Origin of the sequence: Streptomyces qinglanensis, from assembly GCF_900111245.1 — a bacterium.
In the GTDB taxonomy this organism is placed as follows: Bacteria; Actinomycetota; Actinomycetes; order Streptomycetales; family Streptomycetaceae; genus Streptomyces; species Streptomyces qinglanensis.
Genome location: NZ_FOGO01000011.1, coordinates 182,455 through 208,514, shown reverse-complemented (window position 1 = coordinate 208,514; position 26,060 = coordinate 182,455). Strand labels below are relative to the sequence as shown.

23 protein-coding genes are annotated in these 26,060 nt (G+C 71.9%); 16 read left to right on the top strand and 7 right to left on the bottom strand.

Annotated features, from left to right (window positions below):
• The first annotated feature begins 22 nt into the window (after positions 1-22).
• Positions 23-3,496, top strand: a complete 3,474-nt coding sequence (locus BMX65_RS33990; protein WP_075002162.1) for a protein kinase — start codon at positions 23-25, stop codon at positions 3,494-3,496.
• A gap of 176 nt (positions 3,497-3,672) precedes the next feature.
• A complete protein-coding gene (locus tag BMX65_RS22485) occupies positions 3,673-5,349 on the top strand; it encodes a serine/threonine-protein kinase (RefSeq protein WP_079172039.1) in 1,677 nt (558 codons plus the stop codon).
• A gap of 33 nt (positions 5,350-5,382) precedes the next feature.
• Here BMX65_RS22485 and BMX65_RS22480 read toward each other — a convergent pair whose 3' ends face one another.
• Positions 5,383-6,372 carry a BtrH N-terminal domain-containing protein gene (locus tag BMX65_RS22480; RefSeq protein ID WP_075002161.1) on the bottom strand — a complete coding sequence of 330 codons (990 nt, stop codon included), beginning with the start codon at positions 6,370-6,372 and terminating at the stop codon, positions 5,383-5,385.
• Between the two features lie 476 nt (positions 6,373-6,848).
• On the opposite strand from BMX65_RS22480, the gene BMX65_RS22475 reads away from it, so the two are divergent.
• On the top strand, positions 6,849-8,483 hold the full coding sequence (locus tag BMX65_RS22475; protein ID WP_075002160.1) for a succinic semialdehyde dehydrogenase: 1,635 nt from the start codon (positions 6,849-6,851) through the stop codon (positions 8,481-8,483).
• Positions 8,484-8,645: 162 nt separating this feature from the next.
• Complete coding sequence (locus tag BMX65_RS22470) at positions 8,646-10,496, top strand: GMC oxidoreductase (RefSeq protein WP_075002159.1); 1,851 nt, start codon at positions 8,646-8,648, stop codon at positions 10,494-10,496.
• Positions 10,497-11,355: 859 nt separating this feature from the next.
• Here BMX65_RS22470 and BMX65_RS22465 read toward each other — a convergent pair.
• On the bottom strand, positions 11,356-11,658 hold the full coding sequence (locus tag BMX65_RS22465; RefSeq protein ID WP_075002158.1) for a chorismate mutase: 303 nt from the start codon (positions 11,656-11,658) through the stop codon (positions 11,356-11,358).
• Between the two features lie 299 nt (positions 11,659-11,957).
• Between BMX65_RS22465 and guaA the strand changes: the two genes are divergently transcribed.
• Both guaA and BMX65_RS22455 read left to right on the top strand, forming a co-directional pair.
• Positions 11,958-13,541, top strand: a complete 1,584-nt coding sequence (gene guaA, locus BMX65_RS22460) for a glutamine-hydrolyzing GMP synthase (protein WP_075002157.1) — start codon at positions 11,958-11,960, stop codon at positions 13,539-13,541.
• A gap of 113 nt (positions 13,542-13,654) precedes the next feature.
• The gene (locus tag BMX65_RS22455) at positions 13,655-15,016 is read left to right on the top strand and encodes a hypothetical protein (protein ID WP_075002156.1); all 1,362 of its coding nucleotides are present in this window, start codon (positions 13,655-13,657) and stop codon (positions 15,014-15,016) included.
• Between the two features lie 107 nt (positions 15,017-15,123).
• Here the strand turns inward: BMX65_RS22455 and BMX65_RS22450 are convergent, their stop codons facing one another.
• Positions 15,124-16,314: a hypothetical protein gene (locus BMX65_RS22450; protein WP_075002155.1), complete on the bottom strand. Its 1,191-nt coding sequence runs from the start codon at positions 16,312-16,314 to the stop codon at positions 15,124-15,126.
• Between the two features lie 130 nt (positions 16,315-16,444).
• Here BMX65_RS22450 and BMX65_RS22445 point away from each other — a divergent pair, with 130 nt between their 5' ends.
• The 3 genes from BMX65_RS22445 to BMX65_RS22435 all read left to right on the top strand — a co-directional run bounded on the left by BMX65_RS22445 (position 16,445) and on the right by BMX65_RS22435 (position 18,377).
• Positions 16,445-16,738, top strand: a complete 294-nt coding sequence (locus BMX65_RS22445) for a helix-turn-helix transcriptional regulator (protein WP_075002154.1) — start codon at positions 16,445-16,447, stop codon at positions 16,736-16,738.
• Positions 16,735-17,316, top strand: a complete 582-nt coding sequence (locus tag BMX65_RS22440) for a hypothetical protein (protein ID WP_239502079.1) — start codon at positions 16,735-16,737, stop codon at positions 17,314-17,316. Before BMX65_RS22445 ends, BMX65_RS22440 begins: the two co-directional genes overlap by 4 nt.
• A 161-nt stretch (positions 17,317-17,477) precedes the next feature.
• Positions 17,478-18,377, top strand: coding sequence for a polysaccharide deacetylase family protein (locus BMX65_RS22435; RefSeq protein WP_075002153.1), 900 nt, complete (start codon positions 17,478-17,480; stop codon positions 18,375-18,377).
• A gap of 25 nt (positions 18,378-18,402) precedes the next feature.
• Here the strand turns inward: BMX65_RS22435 and BMX65_RS32575 are convergent, their stop codons facing one another.
• The 3 genes from BMX65_RS32575 to BMX65_RS22420 all read right to left on the bottom strand — a co-directional run bounded on the left by BMX65_RS32575 (position 18,403) and on the right by BMX65_RS22420 (position 20,056).
• Complete coding sequence (locus BMX65_RS32575; protein ID WP_143081881.1) at positions 18,403-19,392, bottom strand: hypothetical protein; 990 nt, start codon at positions 19,390-19,392, stop codon at positions 18,403-18,405.
• A 197-nt stretch (positions 19,393-19,589) separates the two neighbouring features.
• Positions 19,590-19,841 (bottom strand): DUF7848 domain-containing protein, encoded by a 252-nt coding sequence (locus tag BMX65_RS22425; protein WP_019354868.1) that lies wholly within the window; start codon positions 19,839-19,841, stop codon positions 19,590-19,592.
• Positions 19,838-20,056: a hypothetical protein gene (locus BMX65_RS22420; RefSeq protein ID WP_177214325.1), complete on the bottom strand. Its 219-nt coding sequence runs from the start codon at positions 20,054-20,056 to the stop codon at positions 19,838-19,840. Before BMX65_RS22420 ends, BMX65_RS22425 begins: the two co-directional genes overlap by 4 nt.
• A 164-nt stretch (positions 20,057-20,220) precedes the next feature.
• Here BMX65_RS22420 and BMX65_RS22415 point away from each other — a divergent pair, with 164 nt between their 5' ends.
• The 7 genes from BMX65_RS22415 to BMX65_RS22395 all read left to right on the top strand — a co-directional run bounded on the left by BMX65_RS22415 (position 20,221) and on the right by BMX65_RS22395 (position 24,984).
• Positions 20,221-21,006, top strand: a complete 786-nt coding sequence (locus tag BMX65_RS22415; protein ID WP_075002151.1) for a helix-turn-helix domain-containing protein — start codon at positions 20,221-20,223, stop codon at positions 21,004-21,006.
• Positions 21,003-21,242 carry a DUF397 domain-containing protein gene (locus BMX65_RS22410; protein WP_075002150.1) on the top strand — a complete coding sequence of 80 codons (240 nt, stop codon included), beginning with the start codon at positions 21,003-21,005 and terminating at the stop codon, positions 21,240-21,242. Before BMX65_RS22415 ends, BMX65_RS22410 begins: the two co-directional genes overlap by 4 nt.
• Positions 21,243-21,584: 342 nt before the next feature.
• On the top strand, positions 21,585-21,956 hold the full coding sequence (locus tag BMX65_RS33005) for a hypothetical protein (protein WP_177214318.1): 372 nt from the start codon (positions 21,585-21,587) through the stop codon (positions 21,954-21,956).
• Positions 21,957-22,233: 277 nt separating this feature from the next.
• Positions 22,234-22,707, top strand: coding sequence for a hypothetical protein (locus tag BMX65_RS32570; RefSeq protein ID WP_143081880.1), 474 nt, complete (start codon positions 22,234-22,236; stop codon positions 22,705-22,707).
• Complete coding sequence (locus BMX65_RS32565) at positions 22,704-23,039, top strand: hypothetical protein (protein WP_143081879.1); 336 nt, start codon at positions 22,704-22,706, stop codon at positions 23,037-23,039. Before BMX65_RS32570 ends, BMX65_RS32565 begins: the two co-directional genes overlap by 4 nt.
• 877 nt (positions 23,040-23,916) lie before the next feature.
• A complete protein-coding gene (locus BMX65_RS33675) occupies positions 23,917-24,168 on the top strand; it encodes a hypothetical protein (RefSeq protein WP_239502080.1) in 252 nt (83 codons plus the stop codon).
• Between the two features lie 18 nt (positions 24,169-24,186).
• On the top strand, positions 24,187-24,984 hold the full coding sequence (locus tag BMX65_RS22395; RefSeq protein WP_075002148.1) for a hypothetical protein: 798 nt from the start codon (positions 24,187-24,189) through the stop codon (positions 24,982-24,984).
• Positions 24,985-25,311: 327 nt separating this feature from the next.
• On the opposite strand, the gene BMX65_RS22390 is transcribed toward BMX65_RS22395, so the two are convergent.
• Positions 25,312-26,052 carry a LuxR C-terminal-related transcriptional regulator gene (locus tag BMX65_RS22390; protein ID WP_075002228.1) on the bottom strand — a complete coding sequence of 247 codons (741 nt, stop codon included), beginning with the start codon at positions 26,050-26,052 and terminating at the stop codon, positions 25,312-25,314.
• Between the last annotated feature and the right edge of the window lie 8 nt (positions 26,053-26,060).

The following is a 26,060-nucleotide window of genomic DNA, read 5'->3' as shown; positions in this document are numbered from 1 at the left end:
CGCGCGCGGTGGGGAGGGCGTCGTGGAGGAGCACGGGGAGTACACGGGTCGGCTGCTCGCCGACCGCTACCGGCTGCCCCTGCCGCCTGCCGACGCGTACGAACTCGCCGAGTCCCTGGCCTGGGACGTCGCCAGTGGCCAGGAAGTCCTCGTCCGCCAGGTCCCGTTGCCCGAGGTCGTCGAGGCCGAGGTGGTGGACGAGGGCTACGGCGTCCCGGGCCGGAACGGCGCGGCGCGCGGCAGCGGCCCGCAGGTGATCCGGACGCCTGCGGACCCCGCGGTCCGCAGGGCGATGGAGGCCGCCGTCGCCGCGGCGCAGCTTCCGGACCATCCCAGGCTCGACCAGATCTTCGACGTCTTCGTCGAGGACGACGGGCTGTGGATAGTGAGCGAGTCGGTGCCCGCCCGGTCTCTGGCCGCTCTGCTGGCCGAACGCCCGCTGGGGGCGCACCGCGCCGCCGAGATCGCCGCCGACCTGCTGGCGGCGCTGCGGATCGTGCATGCGCACGGCTGGGTGCACCGCAACATCACGGCCCGCACGGTGCTCGTCTGCGAGGATGGGCGCGCCGTGCTCACCGGGCTCGCGGTGGGGGCCGCCGAGGAAGCGCTGTGCGGCTACGACCCGCTGCCGCCGCCGAACGACCCCGAGGCAGGCCCGCAGTCCGGATCACCGGACGGTCCCGCGGTGTCCGGTTCCCCGCGCGATGCCGGGGACATGCCGGGTGCGCCCGTGCCCGCCGGTGCCCGGCACGGGCGGGCGGCCGGGGCGGACGCCGGCTCCGCGTCCGCCGCGGCACGCGGTGGGCGCGGTGAACGGGACGAGCGCCACCCGCGCGGGGAACGCGGCGGCCCCTCGGCGCCCGGCGTCCGAGAGGAATCCGCCCCGGACCCGGTCCCGGGGACGGTCCCGGCGCCCGGACCCGCGACCTGGACCGGGGAGCGGCTGCCCGAGGGCTTCGTCGCACGGGACGGCGACCCCGCGGCGGAGGCGCCCCACACCGAGGAGCGGCGCCGGGGCATCTTCGGTCTGGAGGGGATCGAGCCGGAGGAGGACGGGCGCGGTCCGCGGGACTTGGGCGGTCCGCGGGACTTGGGCGGTCCGCGCGGCGGGGGGCTGCCGGATCGGGAGGGCCCCGCCGACGAGGTCTCCGCGCGGGCGGTGCGGCGGGGTGCGATCGCGGCGTATCGCGCGGGGGCGCAGCGCGCGGTGGCCGACACCCGGGACGCGGCGCTGCGTGCCCGCGCCGAGGGCGGAGCCGACCGGCCGCCGCCGGGCACCGACTGGTGGTCCACCCGCCCGGACGGCGGCCCGGCGGACGACGGTCCCGCGCACACGCTCGACGACGACGTGCGCTGGCTGCCGTCCGCCGAGGACGAGGTGCACCCGGACGAACTGTCCGGCGGCGGGGTGGTGCGCCAGGTCGAGCGCGACGAGATCTACGGCCCGCAGGCGGTGGGTCCCTACGGTGCGCCTCCGCCGTACGGCCGCCTCGCCCCCGGTCGGCAGGCGCCGGACGCCGCCCCCGCGCCGGACGCCGCCCCCGCGCCGGACGGCGGAACCGGCAACGGCGTCACTCCGGACGGCCGCCCGGGCACCGGCCCGGACGAGCGCCCGGGCACCGGCCCGCACGGCCGTCGCAGCACCGACGGCGCTACCGGTCCCACGGCGCTGCCCGGTCCCCGGCCCGCCGGTATCCGCAGCGTCCCGGCGCCGTGGACGGCCGGACCGGCGGCGCGGGACCGGGGCGCGGCCCCCGGCCGGTACGCCCCCGGCGAGGCCGGGCCCGGCCCGGTGGGGGAGGGATCCGCCGCCCCGGACGAGGCGCCCTGGGACGGTGGGGAGGGACACCCGGACCCGGAAGAGCTGCCCTGGGACGGCGACGAGGGGTACCCGGACCCGGACGAGGCGCCGTGGGGCGGTGCGGAGGCGGCCGACGGCCGGTACCGCGGGCCGGCGACCGCGCTGGCGGCGGAACGGGCCCGGCACGCCCGTACGACGGTGGTCGGGCCGGTCACCGAGCGCTGGGCACCGGAGCAGGCGGGGCCGGTGTACGAGAACTGGCGGCTGGCACCGCCGGTGGGCCCGGCCGTCGACCTGTGGGCGTTGGGGGTGCTGCTCTTCCGCTGCGTGCAGGGCCATGCGCCCTATCCGGAGGACAGCGCGGCCGAGTTGGTGCAGATGGTGTGCGCGGAGCCGCCGGCGTTCGCGGAGGACTGCGGACCGCTGCGTCCGGTGGTCGAGTCGCTGATGCGCCAGGACCCCACCGAGCGGCCGGACTTCGAGGAGCTGCGGGGTTGGCTGCGCTCCCTCATCCGTTCGGCCCCCGAGCCGGATGTGGGCCTGCGGACCGTCACGGCGCCGCTCACGCTGGACCCGGGGGCGCCCGCCGATCCGCACCGGCTGCCGATCGTGCGGCGCCGCGGCGAACTGGTGCGCAGGCGGTGGCGGAAGCGGGCTGCGGGAGCGCCGCGGCGCGGGCGCGAGCCGGAACCGCCGGCGCCCCACGAGCCGGAACCGGCACTGTTCCACGAGCCGGAACCGGCGCTGTTCCGCGAGTCGGAACCGGCACCGCTCCGTGAGCCGGAACCGCCCGGTGCCGATCGCGCGGAGCCGGTGGGGCACCGGCGGCCGCGGCGCGGGCGGACCCCGGACCGCAGTCTGGAAAGCGACCCGGGCCGGAGCCCGGACCGGGCCCCGGATCCGGACCGGAGGCGCGGCGGCGGCCCGCGGCGGCTCGGGGGGCTCGTCCTGGCGCTGATACTGCTGGGCATGGCGGCGGCGGTGGCGTTCGTCGCATGGTTCCTGCCCGGTGGCGAGAAGGGGGAGGACAACCAGCGGGGCTCCGTCGTGGTGCCGGAGGAGCGCGACCCGGGCCCCTCACCGGAGGGGAAGCGGGACGGCGGGTCCGACGACGGAGCCGGCAAGGGCGACCAGAGCGACAAGAGCGACAAGAGCGACAAGGACAGCAAGGACAGCAAGGACGGCAAGGGCGACGGGGACGCCGGGAGGTCCGCGCCCGCCACCGGCCCCGAGGCGCCCGACGGGTACCGGATCAGCCGCGATCCGGCCGGGTTCCGGATCGCCGTCCCCCAGGAGTGGGACCGCCGGTCCGCGAACGGGCGCGGCCAGGTGCGCTACAACGGCGGCGAGGTCGAGATGGTCGTCGTCAACGGCCGGGACACCACCGGGAAGTTCGGCAAGGACCCGATGGCCTACCAGAGCGAGGACGAGCCGGAGCTGTCCGCGTACCGGGCCGCGGACTGGGCGAGCACCGGAGGGCTGCGGCGCATCGACGTCGGGGACCGGGCGATGGCCGAGGGCACCTTCTCCTGGCGGGAGCCCGGAGGGCGCCAGGTGTACGCGCGCAACCGTGCGATGATCGTGGACGGCCGCTACCGTCTGCTGCTCGTGCTCGGTTCCAAGGGCCACAAGGCGGAGATCGACCGGCACTTCGAGGCCGTCGCCGACACCTACCGCCCGACCGCCGCGCGCTGAGCCCTCGGGCCTCGGTCCGCTGGGAAGCCCAGGTCACAGGTCTGTGAACAAAGTGGCGATCGCGCTGCCCAGCAGGGTAATGGTGAAGCATGACGAACGAGGGGGACGGGTTGGACGAGTCGACCAGTTACGGGCTGCAGCCGCCCGCGGGGGCACCGGCGGGGCAGCACCCGGGGATGCCCGCACAGTCGGCGTCGTCCGCCCCGTTCCCGCCGTCCCCGGCATCCGGTGTGCCGTCCGGGCCGTCCGCGCCCGGCTCGCCCCCGGGCGTTCCGCAGGCCGGGCAGCACCGTCCCGCGCCCGGTGCCTACGAGCCCACGGAGGTCGCCGCGGCCCCGTCGTCCGAGCCCGGCGCGGAGCCGGGGACGGGGCGGCTGATCGGCGGCCGGTACCGGCTGACGGCCCGGCTGGGGCACGGCGGCATGGGCACGGTGTGGCGGGCGCACGACGAGGTGGTGGACCGGGACGTGGCGGTCAAGGAGCCGCGGCTGCCCGACCACCTCTCCGCGCAGGAGCGCGAGACGATGTACGCCCGGATGCGCCGGGAGGCGCGGACGGCCGCGCGGATCGACCATCCGTCCGTGGTGACGATCCACGACGTCGCGGTGGAGAACGAGCAGCCGTGGATCGTCATGGAACTGGTCCAGGGGCGCTCGCTGGCCGACGTGCTGAACGAGGGCACCATCGGGGTGCGGGAGGCCGCCCGGATCGGGCTCGCCGTCGCCGGGGCGCTGGAGGCGGCGCACGCGACGGGCGTGCTGCACCGCGACGTGAAGCCGGACAACGTGCTGCTGGGCCGGTACGACCGGGTCGTGCTGACCGACTTCGGGATCGCCGCGGTCCAGGGGGAGCAGGGGCTCACCGAGACCGGCGCCTTCGTCGGCTCGCCGGAGTTCGTGGCGCCCGAGCGGGTACTGGGGCAGCGGCCGGGGCCGGAGTCGGACCTGTGGTCGCTCGGGGTCGTGCTGTACGCGGCGGTCGAGGGGGTCTCGCCCTTCCGCCGCTCCAACAGCCCGGCGACCCTGCAGGCCGTGCTCTCCGCCGAACCGCAGCGCCCGGCCCGCGCGTTGAGCGATTCCGGTGCTTTCGGGATGCTGCTCACCCGGCTGCTGAGCCGGGAGCCGGGGCTGCGCCCGGACGCCGCGGAGATCCGGCAGACCCTCGTGGACGTGGCCCGTCCGCCCCAGCAGGCCCCGGGTGCGCAGGCCGACGCCTCCGGCGGCGGCCTCGGCCGGGCGCTGCGCGGGTTCGGCGGCAAGCTGCGCACCAGTCGGCCGTGGCAGTTCGGCACCGGTGGTGTGGTCGTCGCGGCTGCTGCCGCGCTCACCCTGTTCTTCGTCCTCACCGCCGACCAGGCGCCGGACGGCTGGCAGACGCGGAACGAGGAAGCGCGGGTGGGCGCCCGGCTGGCGGTGCCCGAGGAGTACGAGCGCAGCGCGGACGACGGCGCCGTGACCTACACCGATCCCGGCGACGTCGTCTCCATGAAGCTGACCCGCAGCGGCAAGGACATCGAGGAGAACTCCCTCAAGGAGGCCAACTCCTGGAAGAGCTTCTACGAGGACGGCGCCGAGGAGGGCTACCTGGACACGATGGAGGAGGTGCGCTGCCGGGTCACCGAGGCGAAGCAACAGGGGCAGGAGGCGGCCGAGGTCTTCACCACCTTCCAGCCCCGCCCCGAGTCCGAGGAGTCCAAAGAGGCGAAGAAGTTCCGGCACGAGCTGGTCTACGTCAACGACAAGGGCATCCGCTGGCTGCTGACCGTGACCATGCCCGCCGAGGGCAAGTCGCGCAAGCACGGCGAGGCCGTCTTCCAGGAGGCGAAGAAGTCCCTCAAGATCAGCGACCTGTGAGCCGCCACGTCGCACGTCCGCGGTCCCGCGGAGTCACCTCCGCAGGCGGCGCAGCGCCTCCATGGCCTCGCGCTCGACGCGGGCGAGTTCGTGCAGGAGTGCACCTGCCTGGAGCAGGTGCTGTTCGTCGCCTGACGTACCGGCCTTGGTGATCAGCTCCGCGGCCTCCGTCCATCCGGTGGCCGCCTCGGCGTACAGCCGGTGCCCGGTGCGCAGGTGCTCGCTGTCGAGGAGTGCGTCGCATTCGGCGAGGAAGTCCCGGTAGAGGTTGCGGAACAGAGCGCCGCCGGTTCCGGCCTGCTCCATCAGGCGGGCTGCCAGCGGCAGGTCGCGCTGCGGGTCGTCGGTGCGCCGCAGCCAGGTGCCGATCAGCTTCCCGGCCTTCTCGATGCCGCGGTGGCCCAGGTTGGCGATGGGCGGTTCGAGGAAGGCGTCGGCGCAGGCGGTGACGGCGGGCACGATCCGGCTGCGGGGGGAGGGCGGGTCCTGCGCGGCGGTGAGGGTGAAGGAGCGGTGCTTGGCGGCCATCGGGCCGCGGGCGGCGCGGGCCTCGGCGAGGCTGGTGAGGCTGGTGGACACCGCGCCGCCCTGCTGGTCGGTGTCCACCAGGTGGGCGTTCTCGTCGTCGTAGCCGTACAGGGCGACGACATGCCCGCCGAAGTGCACCTTCGAGGTGAAGTAGTCCAGGTGGTAGCTGTCGAGCTGCAGTCCCACGGGGTGTCCGGCGTCGATGCCGGCCGCCGCGTCCGCCCACGCCTTGCGGGGTGAGGTGGTCTCGCGGACCAGCAGTTCGAGGCCGAGGGTGGCGGCCAGGTTCCGGGTGAGTTCGAACGGCTTGACCCGTCCGCCGAGGAAGGGGAAGTCCATGTTCTTGCTGTCCCAGTAGATGAAGGACAGCCCGGAGCCGAGCCCGAAGAGCATGGGTTCGGACAGGTCGATCCCCTGGTGCCGCAGCAGCACGCCCAGTGCGGTCGTCTCGCAGTGCTGCGTTCCGCGGGCCTCGACCCCTCGTACTGTGCTCACGCCGTGCTCCCCGTGTAGTTGTCCGGACCGGGGCGTGCGAAGCCCCGGTGGCCAGGGGCTTCGATGGCGCGCGGTCCGTTCCGTACGCCGCCCCGGTGGACTCTTGCACGGCGGACGGCTGCGCGGGGCACCTTTCCCGGTTCCGGTTCCGGTTCCGTTCCCGGGCCGGAATCGGGCCGCGTCGGCCGCTCGGCGCCGGAATCGGGCCGCGTCGGCCGCTCGGCGCCGGAATCGGGCCGCTCGGCTCCGGCGCCGGGCCGCCCCGGCCGTGAGCGGAGCCGGTTTCGCCCCCGAGCCGAGCCGCGCCGGCCCCCGAGCCGCGCCGGCCCCCGAGCCGCGCCGGCCCCGAGCCGGGCCCGCCCCGGCCCGGGACCAGGCCGCTCCCGTCGGCTCTGCCAGCAATCGCTGGCAGATTCCGTGAAAAGGGGTTACCGCTGGGTATACGTGGCCGCGCCCGTGGTCGTACGCTCACTCGCATGACGGACTCGCAGGACAGCACCCGCACCGCGCCCCGCACCGAGCACTCCTCCGGCAACCCGGTGGCCCCGGCACCCGCGCGGGCCCGGACGGCCGCCGATGTCGTCACCCCCGGCCTCGTCGCTGCGCTGGCCCGCGGCGTGGTGGGCAGCGGCAGGACCCGCAGCCGCTCCCCCTTCACCGGTGAGGTGCTGGCCGAGCTGCCCGAGTCCACCCCCGAGGACGTCGCGGCCGCCTTCGAGACGGCCCGTGCGGCGCAGCGCGCCTGGGCGGCCACCCCGGTGCGGCAGCGCGCCGCGGTGCTGCTGCGCTTCCACGACCTCGTACTGGCCCGCCAGTCGGAGGTGCTGGACCTCGTCCAACTGGAGACCGGCAAGGCGCGGCTGCACGCCCACGAGGAGGTCCAGGCCGTCGCCGTCGCGGCCCGGCACTACGGGCGCAAGGCCCCCGCCTACCTGCGGCCCAAGCGGCACACCGGTGCGATCCCTGCGCTGACCAAGGTCACCGAGCTGCGCCACCCCCGCGGAGTGGTCGGCCAGATCGCCCCGTGGAACTACCCCTTCGAGCTCTCCGTCGGCGACGTGCTCCCCGCCTTCGCGGCGGGCAACGCGGTGGTGACCAAGCCCGACACCCAGACCGCGCTGACCGCACTGTGGGCGCGCGATCTGCTCGTCGAGGCAGGGCTGCCCGCCGACGTCTGGCAGATCGTCCTGGGCGAGGGCCCGGTCGTCGGGCCCGAGGTCGTCGACCGCGGCGACTACGTCTCGTTCACCGGCTCCACCCGTACCGGACGCGAGGTGGCCGGCCGTGCCGCCGCGCGCCTGGTGGGCTGCTCGCTGGAGCTGGGCGGCAAGAACGCGATGCTGGTCCTGGACGACGCCGACCTGGACAAGGCCGCCGAGGGCGCGGTGCGCGGCGCCTTCTCCTCGGCCGGGCAGCTCTGCATCTCCATCGAGCGCCTGTACGTCCACGAGTCGGTGGCCGACGCCTTCCTGGAGCGCTTCGTGGCCCGCGTCCGCGCCATGCGGCTGGGTGCGTCCCTTGCCTACGGAGCCGACATGGGCTCGCTCGTCTCCGAACGGCAGTTGCAGAACGTGCAGCAGCACGTGGCGGACGCCGTCGAGAAGGGCGCCGCGGTACTGGCGGGAGGCCGGGCGCGCCCGGACATCGGCCCGCTGTTCTACGAGCCCACCGTGCTGGACGGCGTGGAGCCGCAGATGGCGGTCTGCGGCGAGGAGACCTTCGGCCCCGTCGTGTCCGTCTACCGCTTCTCCGACACCGACGAGGCGGTCGGCCTCGCCAACGCCACTCCCTACGGCCTCAACTCCAGCGTGTGGTCGGGCAACGGTCGCCGGGGGCGTGAGGTCGCAGCCCGGCTGCGCACCGGCACCGTCAACGTCAACGAGGGCTATGCCTCCGCCTACGGCAGCGCGCAGGCCCCGATGGGCGGGATGGGCGACTCCGGTCTCGGCCGCCGGCACGGCTCGGAGGGCATCCTGAAGTACACCGAGTCGCAGACGGTGGCGCACCAGCGGGTGCTGCCCATGGCGCCGTCCCTCGGTATGAGCGACGAGGCGTACGCCGCGTTCATGTCCCGTTCCCTCAAGGCCCTCAAGACGCTCCGCTTCCGCTGAGGTCCCGTGGCCCCCGCACCGTCGGCTCGTGCGGGCGGGGGCCGCCGGCCGTCGGCCGGGCCCCGCCCCTCGCCGCCCGCCCCTCGCCGCCGCCCGCCCCTTCCGTCCTTCCGTCCTTCCGTCCGCTCCGTCCGCACCGCCACCGCTGAACCGGAGGTACCCGTGTCCCTGCCCCCACGTGCCCAGCAGCGGGCGGGCGCAGACCCGTTCGACTACGACGTCCTGGTCGTCGGATCCGGCTTCGGCGGCGCGGTCTCCGCGCTGCGGCTGACCGAGAAGGGCTACCGGGTCGGCGTCCTGGAGGCCGGTCGGCGTTTCACCCGCGACGAGCTGCCGAAGAACTCCTGGGATCTGAAGAACTTTCTGTGGGCGCCCTCGCTCGGCCTCTACGGCATCCAGCGCATCCATCTGCTCGCCAATGTCATGATCCTGGCAGGCGCCGGGGTGGGCGGCGGCTCCCTGAACTACGCCAACACCCTCTATGTGCCGCCCGCGCAGTTCTTCGAGGACCGCCAGTGGGGCCACATCACCGACTGGCAGGACGAGCTGGCGCCCTACTACGACCAGGCCAAGCGGATGCTCGGCGTCCGCCTCAACCCGACCACCACCCCCTCCGACGTCCATCTGAAGGCCGCAGCGGACCGCCTCGGCTACGGCGACACCTTCCATCTCGCGCCCGTCGGCGTCTTCTTCGGCGACGGCCGGGACGCCGACGGCACGGCCCGCACCACCGCGGGCGGGACCGTCCCCGACCCCTACTTCGGCGGTGCCGGACCGGACCGCAACGCCTGCGTGGAGTGCGGGGAGTGCATGACCGGCTGCCGCCGCGGCGCCAAGAACACCCTCAACGAGAACTATCTGCACCTCGCCGAGCGGGCCGGAGCCGAGATCCGCCCGCTGACGACCGTCGTCGGCCTCCGCGAGCGCACTCCGGGCACCGACGCGGACGGCTACGAGGTGCTGACCGTCCGCACCGACAAGCGGCGCGGCGGCAAGCCCCGCATCCTCCGCGCCCGGCGGGTGGTGCTGGCAGCCGGTACGTACGGCACCCAGAAGCTGCTGCACCAGGTGAAGAGCGCCGGAACCCTGCCCCGGCTCTCGCCCCGGCTGGGCGAGCTGACCCGCACCAACTCCGAGGCCCTGGTGGGTGCCCAGACGCTGCCCCGCCGGTACCGCAAGAAGTGGGGCCGGGACGCCGCACCCGACTTCACCAAGGGCGTCGCCATCACCTCTTCCGTGCACCCGGACGCCCACACCCACATCGAGCCGGTGCGCTACGGCAGGGGTTCCAACTCCATGAGCGCCCTGACCACCCTCCAGATGCGGCAGAACACGATGCTGCCGGGCGCGCTCGCCCACGTGCTGACCTGTCTGCGGCACCCGGTCCTCTTCCTGCGCTCGCTCTCGGCGCGCAAGTGGTCCGAGCGGATCATCATCGGGCTGGTCATGCAGACGCTCGACAACTCGCTGACCACCTACCGCAAGGACAAGGGCCTGGGCAAAGGCATGCTGACCGCGCGGCAGGGGCACGGGGCGCCCAACCCCGTGCACATCCCGGAGGGCGCCGAGGCGGCGACCGCGCTCGCCGAGGAGATCAACGGCTTCGCCGGGACCAACGTCGGTGAGCTGATGGGGACGCCGCTGACCGCGCACTTCCTGGGCGGCTGCCCCATCGGCGACAGTGCCGAGCACGGTGTCATCGACCCCTACCACCGGCTCTACGGGCATCCGGGCATCTCGGTCGTGGACGGCTCCGCGGTCTCCGCCAACCTCGGGGTCAATCCGTCCCTGACCATCACCGCGCAGGCCGAGCGCGCCATGTCGTTCTGGCCGAACAGCGGCGAGGAGGACCCGCGTCCCGGGCAGGACACCGGATATCGGCGGCTGGCGCCGGTGGCCCCGGCCCGGCCCGCGGTACCGGAGACCGCGTTCGGGGCGCTGCGGCTGCCGGTACTCGCGGTGCCTCCGGTCCCCGCCCGGGACGGGTCCGCCTCCGGTACGGAGCAGGACTGAAGCGGCACCCGCGGGGCCCGGTCGCGTCGCTGCCGTTCCGCCCGCGGCCGGGCGGAACGGCGAGGCGGTCCGGGGCGGCGAGGCGGCCCGGCGGCGAGGCGGTCGGGGCGGCGAGGCGGTCGAACGGCGAGGCGACGGCGCAGGACGCGGTGCGGGACGCGGTGCAGGGCACGGCGGAGGGCCCCGGGCGCCGGCCGGGTGGGTGGCGGCAGCCGCGGGGCCCTCGGGTCAGCACCGGCGTCAGGGCAGCGCCCGTGCTGACGGCGGCGCGGGGGGAAGGCGCCGCCATATTGGTCGAACCAATGGCGGAATCCCGCCACGGTTCACCAATCGGCCGTGTGGTCAGGTCGTTCTGCACACCGGACGTCTGCATCGTGCTGGATCCGCCGCACCCCGCGCAACCGTTGCGACAGTGAGGGATTCCAGGGTTCTCGCGAAGATCCGGTGCGGCGGGGCCCCACGAGGGCCGGAGGCGGGCCCGGCCGGGCCCGGTACGACGGTTCCGACGACCTGTGACGGGTCCCGCGGGCACCGGCAGGGCGAGGCGGTCCGCAGGGACCGGCGCCCCGGCGGCCGGCCCGCGGGGTCCGGCAGGAAGCCGCGGAGCGGCCGGTCCAGAGCGTCCCCGGGACCGGCCGCTGTCGTGACCGGGCTGCTGTCCCCTGCCGTCCGGTCACAGCACCGGAGCGAGGTCCCACGACACCCGGCGTCTCCCCTCGCGGGGAGGACGGGCGTCTCATCGCTCCGGTGACGCCGCCCCGCTCGCCGCCGGGCCCGGCGGAGATCAGGGACACCGGGTCCAACGAAGGCCGCCCGGGGCGGTCACGCGCCGTACGGGTGAGGGCCGGACGCGCGCCCCTCAGTGGCCCCGGCACAGCCGCAGCAGGGTCCGGGCCAGCTCCCGGCCCGGCCCCCCGAGCTCGGTGCTGTAGTGGTCGAGGATCTGCATCTCGCGGGCCAGGTGCACCCGGCGCCCGCCCGAGTCGATCCGCACCCGCTGGATGTTCTCGGAGACCTCCATGCGGTCGCGGACGAGCGCGACGATACGGGCGTCGAGTGCGTCGATGCGGGCCCGCTCGGCATCGATGACCGCTTCCGGCGCCGGATCGGACTGCGCGCTGGTGGTGGTGCTGGTGCGGGTGGTGCTGGTGGTGGCGCTCATGTGCTGTTCGCTCCTCGGGTCGCGGAGCCCGCGGACGGCGGCCCGGGGGGAAGCGGGCACACACACCGGCGCCCCGGGCCTGACCGGCCCGGGGCGCCTGGGGAAGTTCGTGTGTCGCTTCTCTCACACAGAACGGCCATGGCAGCCGGCCGGGCCGGTGCCATAGGTAAACCACTGCGCGTTCTGCATACGGCCAGTATGCCACCGGTTCCGGGACACCCGGCGGCGGGTCCGGGCACCCGGGGGCACCGCTATCATCGGAACCGAACCCCCGCTTCACGCCGAAAGGCATCAGCTTCGTGGCTTCCAACCCGTCCGAGAGCACTCCGGACACCGTCCTCGTCGTCGACTTCGGCGCGCAGTACGCCCAGCTCATCGCGCGCCGGGTGCGCGAGGCGCGGGTCTACAGCGAGATCGTGCCGTCGACCATGCCGGCCGCCGAGATGCTCGCCAAGAACCCGAAGGCGATCATCCTGTCCGGCGGCCCGTCGTCGGTGTACGCGGAGGGCGCGCCCGCCATCGACCGCGAGATCTTCGAGGCGGGCGTCCCGGTCCTGGGGATCTGCTACGGCTTCCAGCTCATGGCGACGACGCTGGGCGGCACGGTCGACAACACCGGCAGCCGCGAGTACGGCCGCACCCAGCTCTCCGTCGCCAAGGCGTCCTCGACGCTGTTCGAGGGCACCCCGGAAGAGCAGCAGGTGTGGATGTCGCACGGTGACGCCTGCTCGGCGGCGCCGGAGGGCTTCACCGTCACGGCGTCCACGGACCTGGTGCCGGTGGCGGCGTTCGAGGACGACGAGCGGAAGCTGTACGGCCTCCAGCACCACCCGGAGGTGATGCACTCCACGTTCGGCCAGCAGGAGCTGGAGCACTTCCTCTACCGGGGTGCGGGCCTGTCCCCGTCCTGGACGACGGAGAGCATCGTCGACGAGCAGGTCGCCGCGATCCGGGAGCAGGTCGGCGGCAAGCGCGCCATCTGCGGGCTGTCCGGCGGGGTCGACTCGGCGGTGGCCGCGGCGCTCGTGCAGCGTGCCGTCGGCGACCAGCTCACCTGCGTGTACGTCGACCACGGCCTGATGCGCAAGGGTGAGACGGAGCAGGTCGAGAAGGACTTCGTGGCGGCGACCGGGGTCCAGCTCAAGGTCGTGGACGCGGCCGACCGCTTCATCGACGCGCTGGCGGGCGTCTCCGACCCGGAGCAGAAGCGCAAGATCATCGGCCGGGAGTTCATCCGGGTCTTCGAGCAGGCGCAGGCGGAGATCGTCGCCGAGGCGCCGAGCGACGAGCCGGTGGCGTTCCTGGTGCAGGGCACCCTCTACCCGGACGTGGTGGAGTCCGGTGGCGGCACCGGCGCGGCCAACATCAAGTCGCACCACAACGTGGGCGGTCTCCCCGAGGACCTCGAGTTCGAGCTGGTGGAGCCGCTGCGCAAGCTGTTCAAGGACGAGGTGCGGATGGTCGGGCAGGAGCTCGGGCTGCCGGACGAGATCGTCCAGCGCCAGCCGTTCCCGGGCCCGGGGCTGGGCATCCGGATCGTCGGCGAGGTCACCCGCGAGCGGCTCGACCTGCTGCGCGAGGCGGACGCCATCGCCCGCGAGGAGCTGACCGCCGCGGGGCTGGACCGCGACATCTGGCAGTGCCCGGTGGTGCTGCTCGCGGACGTCCGCAGCGTCGGCGTGCAGGGCGACGCGCGCACCTACGGCCACCCGGTGGTGCTGCGCCCGGTCTCCTCGGAGGACGCGATGACCGCCGACTGGTCCCGGCTGCCCTACGACGTGCTGGCCCGCATCTCGACGCGGATCACCAACGAGGTCTCCGAGGTCAACCGGGTCACGCTGGACGTCACCAGCAAGCCCCCGGGGACCATCGAGTGGGAGTGAGCCCCGGCTGAACTCCCCTCGCGGCGCCAGGCCCTGTGCCCCGTGCTCCCCTCGCGGAGTCCGGGGCACACGTGTGTTCGGGCGGCGGTGGCGGGGTGGGATACGGTGCCGGGATGTCGGAGGAGGAGCAGCGGGAGGGCGGGCACGAACCCGAGGAGAGGCCCGAGCCTGTGGCGGAAGCCGAGCCCGAGGGGAGGCCCGAGGCCGCGGGGGGATCCGAGCCCGAGGGGGGATCCGAGGCCGCGGGGGGATCAGAAGCCGCGGAGCGGCCCGCCTCCGAGAACGGGCCACCGCCCGAGCGCGAGACCGATTCTGAGACCGAGGACGAGCGGCGTGAACGGTGGCGCCTGGCCCGGGAGACCGACGACCGGCGGCGCCGCCGCAACAGGATCGCGGCGTGGTGCGGCGTGGGCGTGCTGCTCCTCGGCGGTGGGGGGTGGATAGCCAAGCCGTTCGTACAGGACCGGATGATCACCTCGGACGCCTGTGACGGCGCGGTGCCGGACGGCAGCATGGACACGCTGCGGGGCGGTGCGGGTGACGCGGAGCCGCGCCTCACCGAGGCGGAGGCCGAGTCGGACGACGAACTCGGGCGCTACACCTGCGAGGTGGTGAACGAGGAGGGGAGGCAGGTCCTGTCGGTCCAGGGCTGGACCCGCCGCGACGACATCGACCGCAGGCTGATACGCGAGGTGACCGGCAGGGGTGGGATTCCGGGCGACGCGCTCTCCGGTGGACTGCCGGGATTCCGGTCGGGAGTCTCCAGCCTGGCGCTGATGACCGCATGCCCCGGGCGGGGCAAGGACGCCGCCGGGCAGCAGCGGCAGCTCCTGGTGGACGTGCGGGGTGCGCTGCCCGTCAAGTGGTATCAGTTGGCCCGGACGGGCGGGGCGATGGTCAACAAGGTTTCGGAGAGACTCGGTTGCGACACCGAGCCGCTGCCGCTTCCGGCCAAGGGCAGCGAGAAACACGAGCCCGGGGCCGTGTCCGCCGCACGCGCGGCGGACACGGCGTGCGGAGCCCTGGCACAGGGCCCGTTCCGGAGCGGTGACTGGTCGTTCGACCTCCGCATCCCCAAGAGATCCGGTCCCGTGAGCACGTGCCTGGTCCGGCCCTCCGGCGGGGACGAGAGGGGAAGGGGGCACGCCCCGGTGGCCTGGCTCTACGGTGTGTACGGCCAGTGGTCGCGGCAGATGATGCTCGAAGCGGCGAACCACAGCGGAGTCCCCACGGCCGAGGCACTGCCCCGGAAGTGGCTCACTGACGACAGTGCGGGGGCCACAGCTCGCTGCGGGGGCCGACCGGCGGGATTCCTGCTCGGCGTCGACCGCCCGGATGGAGAGTCGGACGAACCGCAGGCCGTCAGCACCGAAACGCTGAGCCGGGGGCGGATGCGCGCGATGCTCGCCTCCTTCGCCAAGAAGGAGAGCGCAAGAAGGGGCTGCACGGATCTGCGGCTGCCCGCTGCCGGCTGAGTCGGCGAGCCGAAGCCTGCGAGGGGGCCGGGCGAGCAGCCTGCGACGGTCCGACGGGTTGCTCGCCCGGTCCGTTGCGGCCGGTTTCGGGAGTCGCTGCCCGCGGGCTACCGCAGGTTGAGCCCTCGGGCGTACCACGTGTCCATCTCGGTGCGGAGCCGCTCGGTTCGCGCGGCGGGGATGTCCCGCTGCCGCGCCCACGCATCGAGCACTGCGTAGAGCTGCACCCTGCCGTCCATCAGCCGCTCGACGGCCCGCTTCCCCTGCCCCGCGGAGGCGTCGGGGCGGCGCTGCGCCAGGGTGGCGGCCGAGGGCCGGGTGTGTATCTGGTGCTCGGCAGGGTGGTAGAGACCGCGGGTGTGCCGCAGCACTGCACGGTCGAACTGCGCCAGGGAGGGTGCGAGTCCGTCCTCGACGGCGACCGTACGGGCAGCCATGAGCTCGGCGACGAAGGTCGCGCTCTGCCCCAGCCCCAGCTTCAGGCTCGCGGACAGCGTCTTCTTCTCAAGCTCCTCACCAGGTTTCTGCCCGGTGTGGGTCAGCCGTTCCAGATACCAGGCGAAGCGGGCGCGTTCGGCGTCGTACAGCGTGGCGAACGCGCGGGGTGAGGCGGCCACGCGGCGCACGACCCTCTTCGCCCCGTCGGGCAGGGGGAACACGACGTGGACGTCATGGCCCGAAGGGAAGGGCGTGGCCCAGTTTCCGCTGCCGCTGCGGTCCTCGTACTCGGCCTCCTCGTCGGTGGCGGTGGGTTGTTCCCAGTCGCGGATCTCCCCGAGAGTCACCCCCCTGCTGGTGTCCTGGATGTACGAGGCGAACATCCGGGCCAGGTAGGGGTTCAGTCCGAGGGGGAAGTCCGGCGGGGAGCTCCTGTCCTTCTCACTCAGCAGCAGTACGGCGGCGTGGGTGACGCGGGCCGCCCGCTCGGTGTGCGGGCGGGCGAGCTCGTGCTGGTCGGCGGTGGTGCGGCCGGTCGTCGCCGCGACGAGCGCGCGTCCGGCGAGCTGAGTGCCGTCCGTACCCTCGCACAGCGGGGAACCGGTGGTGCGCAGCAGCCGTTTGAGCGGTCCGGTGCGGTTGACGTCCTCACCCGGGTCCAGTTCCTTCGCGGCGCGTTTCGGGTCGTTGGCCTGTGCACGTGCGGAGTCCGGTGCCTGGCGGCACTCGTCCGAACCGTCCTCGCCGAGCAGCAGCGCGGGGACGAGCACGGCGAGCAGTGCGAGCGTGAGCACGCCCGCGCCGGCGAGCAGCAACGTGCGTCGGGACGCGGCGCCACGTATGCGGCCGAGGAAGGACATCGGGCGAGGGTACCGGGCGGCGCCGCGGGTGGGTGCGGCGCGTGCGGGTAGAGCATCGCGGGGCCGCGAAGCAGTCGCCTGTGCCTCCGCTGTGTTGTGCTTGTGCTGTCAGATGTAGTACTTCTTATACATGAGCGAGCACGTGCACAACAGGCTGGCGGTCGTGCGGGCGGAACGGAAGGTGTCCCGGGCGGCGCTGGCCGAAGCAGTGGGCGCGCACTACCAGACGATCGGCTACATCGAGCGGGGTCAGTACAACCCCAGTCTCGATCTGGCGCTGCGCATCGCGGCGTACTTCCGGCTGCCGGTGGAGGCCCTGTTCTCCCTGGAGCCGTTCCGTCCGCTCACGGACGAGGTGTACGGCACGGGCAGCGGCCGGGACGGAGCCGACGCGACCGCACACACGGGGAGGAGCACCGGATGACCACCGGTACACACGGGGAGGAGCGCCGGATGGCCACCGGCACGGACGGCACGCGCTACGACAGGTGGTTGCTGCGGACGATGAACGACGCGCGCACCAAGCGCTTCCACGCCTCCCGAGGGGCGCGGCATCGCATCGTGGCGGCCCATGTCGGCACGACGGCCCTGGGGTTGACGGGGATGGTGGGCTGCTTCGCGTCGGCGGCCCTGTGGCCGGTGGCGTCGCTGCTGGTGGCGCTGCTGGTCTGGGTTCCGCTCACCGGTCTGCTGAACTCGATGACCCGCGGGCTGCTGGAGCTGCGCGTCCGGTTCCTGGACGAGCGGCAGGTGGCCGAGCGCGGCACGGCGCACCTGTGGGCGTACCGGATCAACTCCTGGCTGCTCACGGCCGCCTTGCTGGGCTTCTACGTCCTGTGGGTCGCGGGCACGTCGATGGCCGACCTCGCGGGTCCGCTCGCCGCCACCGGGCTGGTCGCCTACGCGGTGCACCGGCTGCTGCCGCTGTGGATCGCCGCGCTGCGGGTGCGGGACGAGCCGCAGGACGACGAGGAGGAGTGGCCGGCGCCGGTGTCGGCCTGACTGCGAAGGGGCGGCCTGGCCGCGTATTGTCGGCCCGATTGTGTTCCGCTGGGCGGAAGGCGGGGCTCGTATCGCGGGAGCGGTGCGCTGTTCGCGTGAACTCCGGGGGCGGCCGCGCGCGGCTCCCGCGCGGCGGCGTCCGACGCTGCTACCCAAATATCATGCGATCCGATAGTCATATTGTTTCGCGCAGGACTCTGCTCTGCGTCGGCGTCGGTGTCGGAACCGCGGCGCTCGCGGGTGTCGGTGCGGGTGTACTCACCCACGAGGACACCGGAGGCGGGCACGCGCAGACGGGAGCCGGATCCCCGAAGGGCTCCGACCCCGCTCCCGGCGGTCCGGCCCCGCCCGCGCGCGGCGGCGCAGGCGCACAGCCGAGTCCCGCGGCCCACGACAGCTACCGGCTGCGTCCCCTCGCCGGTGAGACCTCGATGGGCGAACCGAAGCCCCACGCCCCCGTCCGCACTCACGCCGAGATGTTCCTGCCCGCCGGGCAGGGACAGCGCGTCATCGCGCTGACGTTCGACGACGGCCCGCACCCCGTCCACACCCCGGCGCTGCTGGAGGTGCTGCGGCGGCACGGGGTGCAGGCCACCTTCTTCGTCGTCGGCGAGAACGCCGCCGCCTTCCCCGACCTGCTGCACGCCATCACCGCCGACGGCCACGTGGTGGGCAACCACTCCTGGAACCACAAGCAGCTCACCCGGCTCGACACCGGCCACGTCCGCGACGAACTGGGCCGCACCAGCGACCTCATCGACCGCGTTCTGGGCGCTCCGCCCCGCTGGTGCCGCGCCCCCTACGGCGACTGGCACCCTCCCTCACTGCGCGTCTGCTCCGATCTGGGCATGGAGCCGATGGGCTGGTCCGTGGACACCCAGGACTGGGCCCGGCCGGGCGTGGCGCACATCGTCCGCGCCGTCACCCGGGACGCGGCCCCCGGCGTCATCGTCCTCCAGCACGACGGCGGCGGCCCCCGGCAGCAGACCGTCGCCGCCGTCGACCGCTACCTGCCCGTCCTCCAGGAACGCGGCTACACGTGCGTACGGCCCGAGGCGTGAGGTCCGGTCAGGCAGCCGGTCGCCTTCAGGTGCTCGTCGGCGGTACGGCGAGGGCCCTGCGGGCGGCGCGGAACGCCGTCAGGCCCGATCCGGACGAAGGTGCCGCTGCCGCCGCCGCTGCTCCGTCGGTTCGGCAGGCGGGGCACCGCTCCTCGTCGCCGACCGGGACGAACAGCAGCGGCTGGGTGTGCGGGCCCGTGCACTCCCGCATACGGGACACGCGGGGGAGCGGCGTCGAACCCGGGTCCGGCGGGCCTGCCGCGACAGCCGGGGCCGGTTCGGGGAGCGCGTGCTCCAGCCGCCAGCGGAGCGCGCCGAGCGGGGAGCGGGCGTGTTCCAGTCCCGCTGTCAGCGCGGTACGGATGTCGTCCGCACCGATTCCGCGCTCCAGCCAGCGCGCCGCGAGGGGCGCCCACTGTCGTGCCTTGCGCGGCGGCAGCGCGAGGTGCGGCCCCGAGCGGGCGAGGGACAGCAGCAGCGCTTCGGCCGCGTGGTGGTGGGACGCGGAGCCGATCCGGTGCTCGGCGTGAGATGAGGTGGGTGCCGGTGGGTGGGAGGTGTTCCCCACGGGTGTTTCAAGGGGTTGAGGGGCGGCGGACCGACGGGTCGGCCCACCGGCGGCCGGTGCGGTGCCCGCCGGTCGGACGGCAGACCGGGAGGCTGGTCGGGCGACGGCAGGAAGAGCCCTCGCAGTTGCGGCGTGCTCCCGCGCCTCGTCCGGGGAGAGCGGCACGTTGGTGAGGAGCTGCACGGTCTGCCAGCGGCCGTCCGCGCTCTGCCGACGCCACTCGAACAGGTACCGCTCCGCCCGTAGTTGACGCTTGGCGTGCTGGAAGGCGACCTTCCCGATCCCGGCGCGCTCGGCCGTCCGCCACAGCGGTTCGTCGGCGCCTTCGGGAAGCGAGAGCTGCCAGGCCAGGAGCCGTACCGCAGGCGCGGACAGGCGGGGGTGGCGGATGATGTCGTTCGGCAACTGGGAGAAGAAGCGCGCGGGCGCGCTAACATGCCTGTGCATCCCAGGGTCCCTCCGAGACCTTGGTGGTGAAGGCCCTCGGCCGGTGCGCTAACACCGTCGGGGGCCGCCTCATGTGTGGCACATGAGGTGAGCTGACACGCGGCAGAGTACACGGACTGTGGGTAGTTGGCGACGGACGGTTGCGGAGTGTAAATCCCGTCCCTGAGCTGTCCGTTGGGCCGCTTCGGCCGCCCGACTCACCAGCCGCGCATCCAGCACCGCCAGGGCCGGGTGACCAGTTCCCGGTACGTGTGATGGGAAGGGTTGCGCCCGGAGTGGCGCAGCGCCCATGCGTGCCCCTCGGTGTAGTCGATGCTCGCGGCGGACTGCTCGTCGCAGACTGCACACTGCATCGCGTACATGATCGGCTCGGCGTCCGGCTCCTGGTCGGGCACGAACACCCAGTTCTCGTACCGGATGACGGACCGGGGCCGGTGACCGCCGCTCACGGCAGCCTGCTCTGCCAGTTGAGATCGGTCACCCGGGCGCGCAGCTCCTCACTGACCCGCGCCGGGCGCACCGCGTACGGCGGCACGTCCCACTCGCATCCGCCGCCGGGCGGCCGCAACTGCACGTAAGGCCCCTCGCGGCCCATCACTTGGCCGACCCGGCCCGTCCGCACATCGACCGCGAAGGCCCCCGCCGGGGGAATCTCGCTCTCCATGGGGCAAAGCCTGCTGGCCACGGGCTACGGTGCGAAGTAACGGAACAGGTACGGACGGTGAGTGTGCCCGAGGTGTTCCTCGGCCATCGGGCGTACTGGCTCAGGAGGTGAGCCGGTTGGCGGGCAACGGCGGCAACAGGAACGGCAACGGCGACGACCGCCCCATGGCGTGGCGCTACGCCGGAGACCAGATGAAACGCTGGCGCGAGGCAGCCGGCATCTCCCGACAGGCCCTCGCGGACGAGGCCGGCTACGGCTACGACGCCATCAAGGGCATGGAACGCGGCGTACGCAAGGCCCAGGCCCATGTGCTGCGGATCGCCGACGAGATGTCCGGGGCACAGGGGAAGCTGGCCGCTGCGGTGGAGTTCCTCCGACCCGAGCCGTTCCCGTCGTACTCGCATGACTTCATGCACGCGGAGAGCGACGCGGTGGCGCTCTGCTGCTATGAGACTCAGTTCGTACCCGGGCTACTGCAAACCACGGGGTACGTCCGCGCTCTGCTGGCCGCCCACTGTCCTCCACTGGACGACGAGACGATCGAGGAACGGATCAAGGGGCGATTGGAGCGACAGGCCCTGCTGTCACGACAGACCAAGGCGTTCAGCTTCGTGATGGAAGAGGCTGCGCTGCGCCGGCAGGTTGGTGACATCGACTCATGGCGTGACCAGCTTCTGCGCCTGGTCGAGACAGGACGGCCGCGTCATGTGAACATTCAGGTCCTGCCAACTGACCGAGGCGTTCACGCTGGACTCCGAGGTCCCTTCACACTCCTGAAGACCCCGGACCACGAGTACCTTGCCTACGAGGAGGGCCAGGAGATGGGCGTGCTCTATTCACAGCCGGAGAAGGTAGGCAACTTCATCCAGCGGCATGAAATGATCCTGCGGCAGGCTCTCAACCCGGACGAGTCAGCGCGGTTCATCAGCAAGTTGGCGGAGGAGCTATGAGCACTGAACTGGCATGGTTCAAGTCCAGCTACAGCAACGACGACGGCGGTGCCTGCGTCGAGGTCGCCGTCTCCTGGCGCAAGTCGAGCTACAGCAACACCGACGGCGGCAACTGCGTCGAGGTGGCCGCCTGCCCGCACACCGTCCACGTCCGGGACTCCAAGAACCCCACCGGCCCCCAGCTCGCCGTCCCGCCCGCCGCCTGGTCGGCCTTCCTCGCCCGAACCTGCCACTGACCCCGGCGGATCACCGGAGCGGCCCGCAGCCCAGGGGCACCGGCGGCGGGTGCGGCACCGCCGGACCGGCCTGACCCCTGGTAGCCGGCACGACGAGTGCGCCGCTCGCCCCGTCGTATCGGACGGACCCTCGCGGCCGTACGCACTTTCTTGACCTGGCAATGCGCGGCCTGACCCAGCCATGCAGGGGAAGGGCGAGGTTCACTGCAAAGCCCCTGCCTACCGGCGGGTACGGCAGTACCGTGGGAGGTGTCCTAACGCGGCACGGGGGTGCAGCAGTTGCCTTCCCGCGAGCGCCGGGATTCGTGGTGTCGGGTCGAGGGAAGCAGCAAAGGGCGCTTGGTGAGCAGCTCAGGAAGAACTCAACTGCTTTTTGTTCATGGTATCGGCGGCTTACGGGATGCGGAGCGGGAGCGCCGCACCTGGCTGGAGGCTCTGGCGGATGGTGCGCGTAGGGCCGGACATGCGGATGCCGTTTCCGGTTTGACGCAGGGATGGCTGAGTGAAGCCCGGTTTGTGGATTACAGCGATCTGTTCTCGGACCGTGAGGTGCAGGGGGGTGGGGAAAATGACATCCCTGGCGAGCAGGTGGAATTCCTGGAAGCGTTGGTCCGGGATGCTGTCGATGAGATCGCCCGAGAGGCGCAGCGCGAAGCGGACCGGCAGAGGTCAAGGCGCAGTACGCGCAGGTCGGGGCGGAAGCCGAGTGATTGAACGATCTCTTGCCCTCAACTGGTAGTTCATGAAAACGAATTCGGACAGGCGCTTAGTGTGCCCTGCAGTCCTGCCACCGGATGGATACGAGGGGGCACCGTGGCCCGTTTTACCAGGAAGCAAGTCATCGCATGGATCGTTGTACCGATCGTAGCTGCAGTTATTACCGCACTCGCCACCTTTCTCGCCGGAGCGAGGGAGGAGACCAACAACAACTGCTCCGGTTCTTCCCAGTGTGGCGACGGCAACAACCGAAGCGAGAATGGATCGCGTCCCGATGGAGACTAGGCCACTCAAGGTATCAGTCGTTGTGATGGCATCCATCCTGGCAACGCTCTCGGGGTGCTCGTCGCAGAAGACCAACAACTGCAACGGCGCGTCCCAGTGCGGCGACGGGAACAACCGCGCCGTGGAGTCGAAACCCCGTGCCGAACTGGAGCTTGCCAAGGTTACGGCAGAGATCCGGCCTGGAATTGAGGCTGTGGAAAAGCCCGCCGAGGGGCCCGGCGAGAAGGTCAAAATTGCAGGCGTCCACATTGACATCACGGCCAGCAATCTTGGCAAGGCCCCGTCATTCATCTCCAAGGGGATTGTGACATTTCGGAAGTCTGGCCACTTGGAGGGGTGTCATCAAATCGGGGGGGGGGGGAGCTATCTACCGAAGCAACCTATGACTTCACAATCGATCAGCCACTGGAATATCCTGGAGGGCGCTTCTACAAGACCCCTTCCAGTATTTCAAGAGAATTGACACACGAGGTCCCTCCCAATAAGTACGAAAAATTCACCATCACTACAGGTCCAGATCTCCCTCTGAATCCATGGATCGGGATTCTGGATATCACCCTGGAGCACGACAAAGGGAAGAAGTTGAAGATCGGCCCACTCGCAGTCGTTGATCATGGAACGAACGATTACTTCCAGTTTGACCTGGAGGAGGAGTCTTGGCGAATTGAAGAGGAGGATATCCCTGGGTGTATGAAGCGGAATGCGAAATTCGTCTCAGGGTTGATGCAGATTCCTAAGCTTACTCCGTCGAAGGAGTTCGCCAGTTTGAACAAGGCGCTGGCGAAATACCAGTAGGCGTGCGGCGGTCTGCTGCACAATGCGCTTGTGGTCATCGGCTGAACTGACGCTTCCGGTCAAGCTCCGCCCTGCCAGAGGTATGGAGCTGCTTGGTAAGCGCATTTGGCTGTGGCCGCAGATCTTTCTGGATTGACACAGTCATCATGGAGCGAGTGCGCGGCTTTCAAGGGAAGGCGGGACGATCTCGCCTTTCTGAAGGCGTTTCCCCTGTGGCTCCGCCGCTTTCGCGAACGCTCCGACGAGGTGTGCGGCGTTCCGGGAGGTGCCACCTGCAGCTCCTGCCACCACAACATCCTTCTCCATGGGGCTTGTTCGCATCGCTGTGAGGCGCTGCAGGAGTTTCCACTGGGCGGCGGGACGGGTGAAGAACGACGGTCGATGCCGGTGGAATCTCCGGGAGGAGGGCCTGTGAGTACCACTCCGATTCCTGCGACCGGTGCATGCCGGGTGTCCGGGGCGACGAGTAGGGGTCGCTGAGGCAGGCGGTGCGCGACGAGGGATGGCAGGGGGTGCCCTACCGATGATGGTTACTTTCGGTGCTGATTTATTCACTTGACGTGCCTAAGCTGACTGCAGCACAGTTGCCGATGTTCACCGTTCGAACACATTCGCAGGGGGGAACTTGCGACGCGTGATAGGCACATCGGTCGCTGCGGCACTTCTGATCCTCGGGGGCTCGGCTGCTCCGGCAGCAGCCGACACCACTGGCACGAGCTCAACCACCGATACCAACTCCCCGGCAGGGACCGTCGGGGTCGGACGGTTCCGCACTCTCGGAGACCCCGTACACGTCTCGAAGACACCTCCCAGGGAGCTGTCCGCTCACGGCGGCTGGAAGAAGTACAGCGGTTCGGGCACCAGGGCCAAGGTGAAGGTGTGGATCCAGGTTCACACCAAGAAGGGATGGAAGACGATTGCCCGGCCGGGCGGCTCCGGGCAGAAGAAGAATCCCAAGATCGTCAAGTCCGGTGGGGGAAGCGGAAAGGTGGCGGTCGCGCGCAAGAGGTGCCATAAGCCCAGCAAGCGGCACTCATTCCGCAGCCTGGTGGACGTCGACATCCTCGGTGTGGGTGACACTCCGGAGAAGCTGATCACCAAGACCAAGCGCATCCGCTGTGGGCTGTAGGCGGAGGAGGAGTACGGCATGAGCGACCGTGACCCGACGATGTTCGTCGGTGTCCATGGCATCCTGCGCAAGCATCCGTGGATCGACGCCGTCAACGTCGACGAGGACGGCGACCAGGTCGAGGACACCTTCAGCCTCGCCTTCAAGCGGGCCGAGACCTACGGGTGGACCTCGATGAGCCTCGGCGAGGGCCAGGAGATGGACGGGCTGCGCTGGTGGCACAACGATGCGGGCGGTGACTGGACCCAGGACGAGCAGGTGCGTGAGGTCGCCTGGTTGCAGGCCCAGGTCGAGCAGCTACGCGGACAGCGCCTGCCCCTCCAGCCTGCCCTGACCGTTCTGAAGGACGGGTTGGACCGCGTCGGCCGACTGCAACTGACGGGCGTTCATCTGGTCGCTCCCATGCACCTGGCCACCGACAGCCGATTCGACCTGGTGAACGCGGCGGACTGGTTCGCGCTCTCCGACCCGGACGCGCGCGAACAGGTCACCGTGACCGTCTCCGCGAGAGGGCCCGGCGACCTGACGGCGGCGGCCGATGCCGTCTTGTCCGCCGCAGCCCAGAACGCACAGCACAGGATGTTCTTCGAGGCCGCCCCCAGCCGGCACGCTGTGGACGCTCCAGGCGTGGCCCTGGCAGCACTGTCGGAGAACGTGTTCACCAGTGGCATGTGCCCGGCCCTGGCCTTTCAGTGCCGGGCCCCGGAGTGGTCTGTCGACGCCGCAGCCTGGATCGCCGAGATCGTCCTGGAGTCGCTACGGCAGGTCCAGGTGCGCACACCTGTGCTGCTCACCGTCTCCGAGGCCACCGGCTGACCGAGGCACCAGCACCGCGACGGGAGCCCGCGTGCCGCACACGAGCGCGCGGGCTCCCCGCTCTCGCGAGCTCGCTTCTCGCGCGGTGACGGTGCCGCGGGAGGTGCGGCTCATACGGCCACTGTGGACTCCGAGGGGCCGGCTGCATCGAACGAAGGCCGGCTCCTGCCCGTCACGCAGCGACGACCGGAAGGCGGTCACGCGGAACCCCAGCAGTATGGGCCCCTCTCCGCGCACAGACCCACGGCGCGATCAAGGTCCCGCGAGGCGGACGCCCGCGCGCGGGTCCGCGGCCTGGTCTGGCGCTCCGCAACGGCGCCCCGGGGTTCACACCAGCCGTCGTGCCGTCGCCCAGCGGGTCAGTTCGTGGCGGTTGGAGAGCTGGAGCTTGCGCAGCACTGCCGAGACGTGGGACTCGACTGTCTTGACGGAGATGAAGAGCTGCTTGGCGACTTCCTTGTAGGCGTAGCCGCGTGCGATGAGGCGCAGGACCTCGCGTTCGCGCTGGGTGAGCCGGTCCATGTCCTCGTCGACCGGCGGCGCGTCGGTGGAGGCGAAGGCGTCCAGGACGAAGCCGGCCAGGCGCGGGGAGAAGACCGCGTCGCCGTCCGAGACGCGGAAGATCGCGCCGACCAGGTCGTCGCCGGTGATCGTCTTGGTGACGTAGCCGCGCGCGCCGCCGCGGATGACGCCGATGACGTCCTCGGCGGCGTCCGAGACCGACAGCGCCAGGAAACGCACCGGCTGCTCGGTGTCGCCCATCAGCGGGGCACTGCGGCGCAGCACCTCGACCCCGCCGCCGCCCGGGAGGTGGACGTCGAGGAGGACGACGTCGGGGCGGGTCGCCTCGATGACGGTCATCGCCTGGTCGACGTCGCCGGCCTCGCCGACCACGTCCACCCCCGTCTCGTCGGTGCGGCCGATCTCCGCCTGCACGCCCGCGCGGAACATCCGGTGGTCGTCCACCAGGACGACCCGCACCCGGCGGCCCTCGTCCGCGCCACCGCTCGGCTGCCCGGCCTGTTGCCCGCTCTGGGCCGCCGTCTCCGGTGCCGCCGTCTCGGGCACTGCCGCCT

Excerpts from the sequence above, each read along its gene's own strand:
- BMX65_RS22450 (WP_075002155.1), bottom strand. The coding sequence starts at position 16,314 with ATGTCCTTCCTCGGCCGCATACGTGGCGCCGCGTCCCGACGCACGTTG.
- BMX65_RS22435 (WP_075002153.1), top strand. The coding sequence starts at position 17,478 with ATGCGATCCGATAGTCATATTGTTTCGCGCAGGACTCTGCTCTGCGTC.
- BMX65_RS22420 (WP_177214325.1), bottom strand. The coding sequence starts at position 20,056 with ATGGAGAGCGAGATTCCCCCGGCGGGGGCCTTCGCGGTCGATGTGCGG.
- BMX65_RS22465 (WP_075002158.1), bottom strand. The coding sequence starts at position 11,658 with ATGAGCGCCACCACCAGCACCACCCGCACCAGCACCACCACCAGCGCG.
- BMX65_RS22410 (WP_075002150.1), top strand. The coding sequence starts at position 21,003 with ATGAGCACTGAACTGGCATGGTTCAAGTCCAGCTACAGCAACGACGAC.
- BMX65_RS22475 (WP_075002160.1), top strand. The coding sequence starts at position 6,849 with ATGACGGACTCGCAGGACAGCACCCGCACCGCGCCCCGCACCGAGCAC.
- BMX65_RS32570 (WP_143081880.1), top strand. The coding sequence starts at position 22,234 with ATGGAGACTAGGCCACTCAAGGTATCAGTCGTTGTGATGGCATCCATC.
- BMX65_RS22440 (WP_239502079.1), top strand. The coding sequence starts at position 16,735 with ATGACCACCGGTACACACGGGGAGGAGCGCCGGATGGCCACCGGCACG.
- BMX65_RS22455 (WP_075002156.1), top strand. The coding sequence starts at position 13,655 with ATGTCGGAGGAGGAGCAGCGGGAGGGCGGGCACGAACCCGAGGAGAGG.
- BMX65_RS22415 (WP_075002151.1), top strand. The coding sequence starts at position 20,221 with ATGGCGTGGCGCTACGCCGGAGACCAGATGAAACGCTGGCGCGAGGCA.
- BMX65_RS22445 (WP_075002154.1), top strand. The coding sequence starts at position 16,445 with ATGAGCGAGCACGTGCACAACAGGCTGGCGGTCGTGCGGGCGGAACGG.
- BMX65_RS22485 (WP_079172039.1), top strand. The coding sequence starts at position 3,673 with ATGCCCGCACAGTCGGCGTCGTCCGCCCCGTTCCCGCCGTCCCCGGCA.
- BMX65_RS32575 (WP_143081881.1), bottom strand. The coding sequence starts at position 19,392 with ATGCACAGGCATGTTAGCGCGCCCGCGCGCTTCTTCTCCCAGTTGCCG.
- BMX65_RS22395 (WP_075002148.1), top strand. The coding sequence starts at position 24,187 with ATGAGCGACCGTGACCCGACGATGTTCGTCGGTGTCCATGGCATCCTG.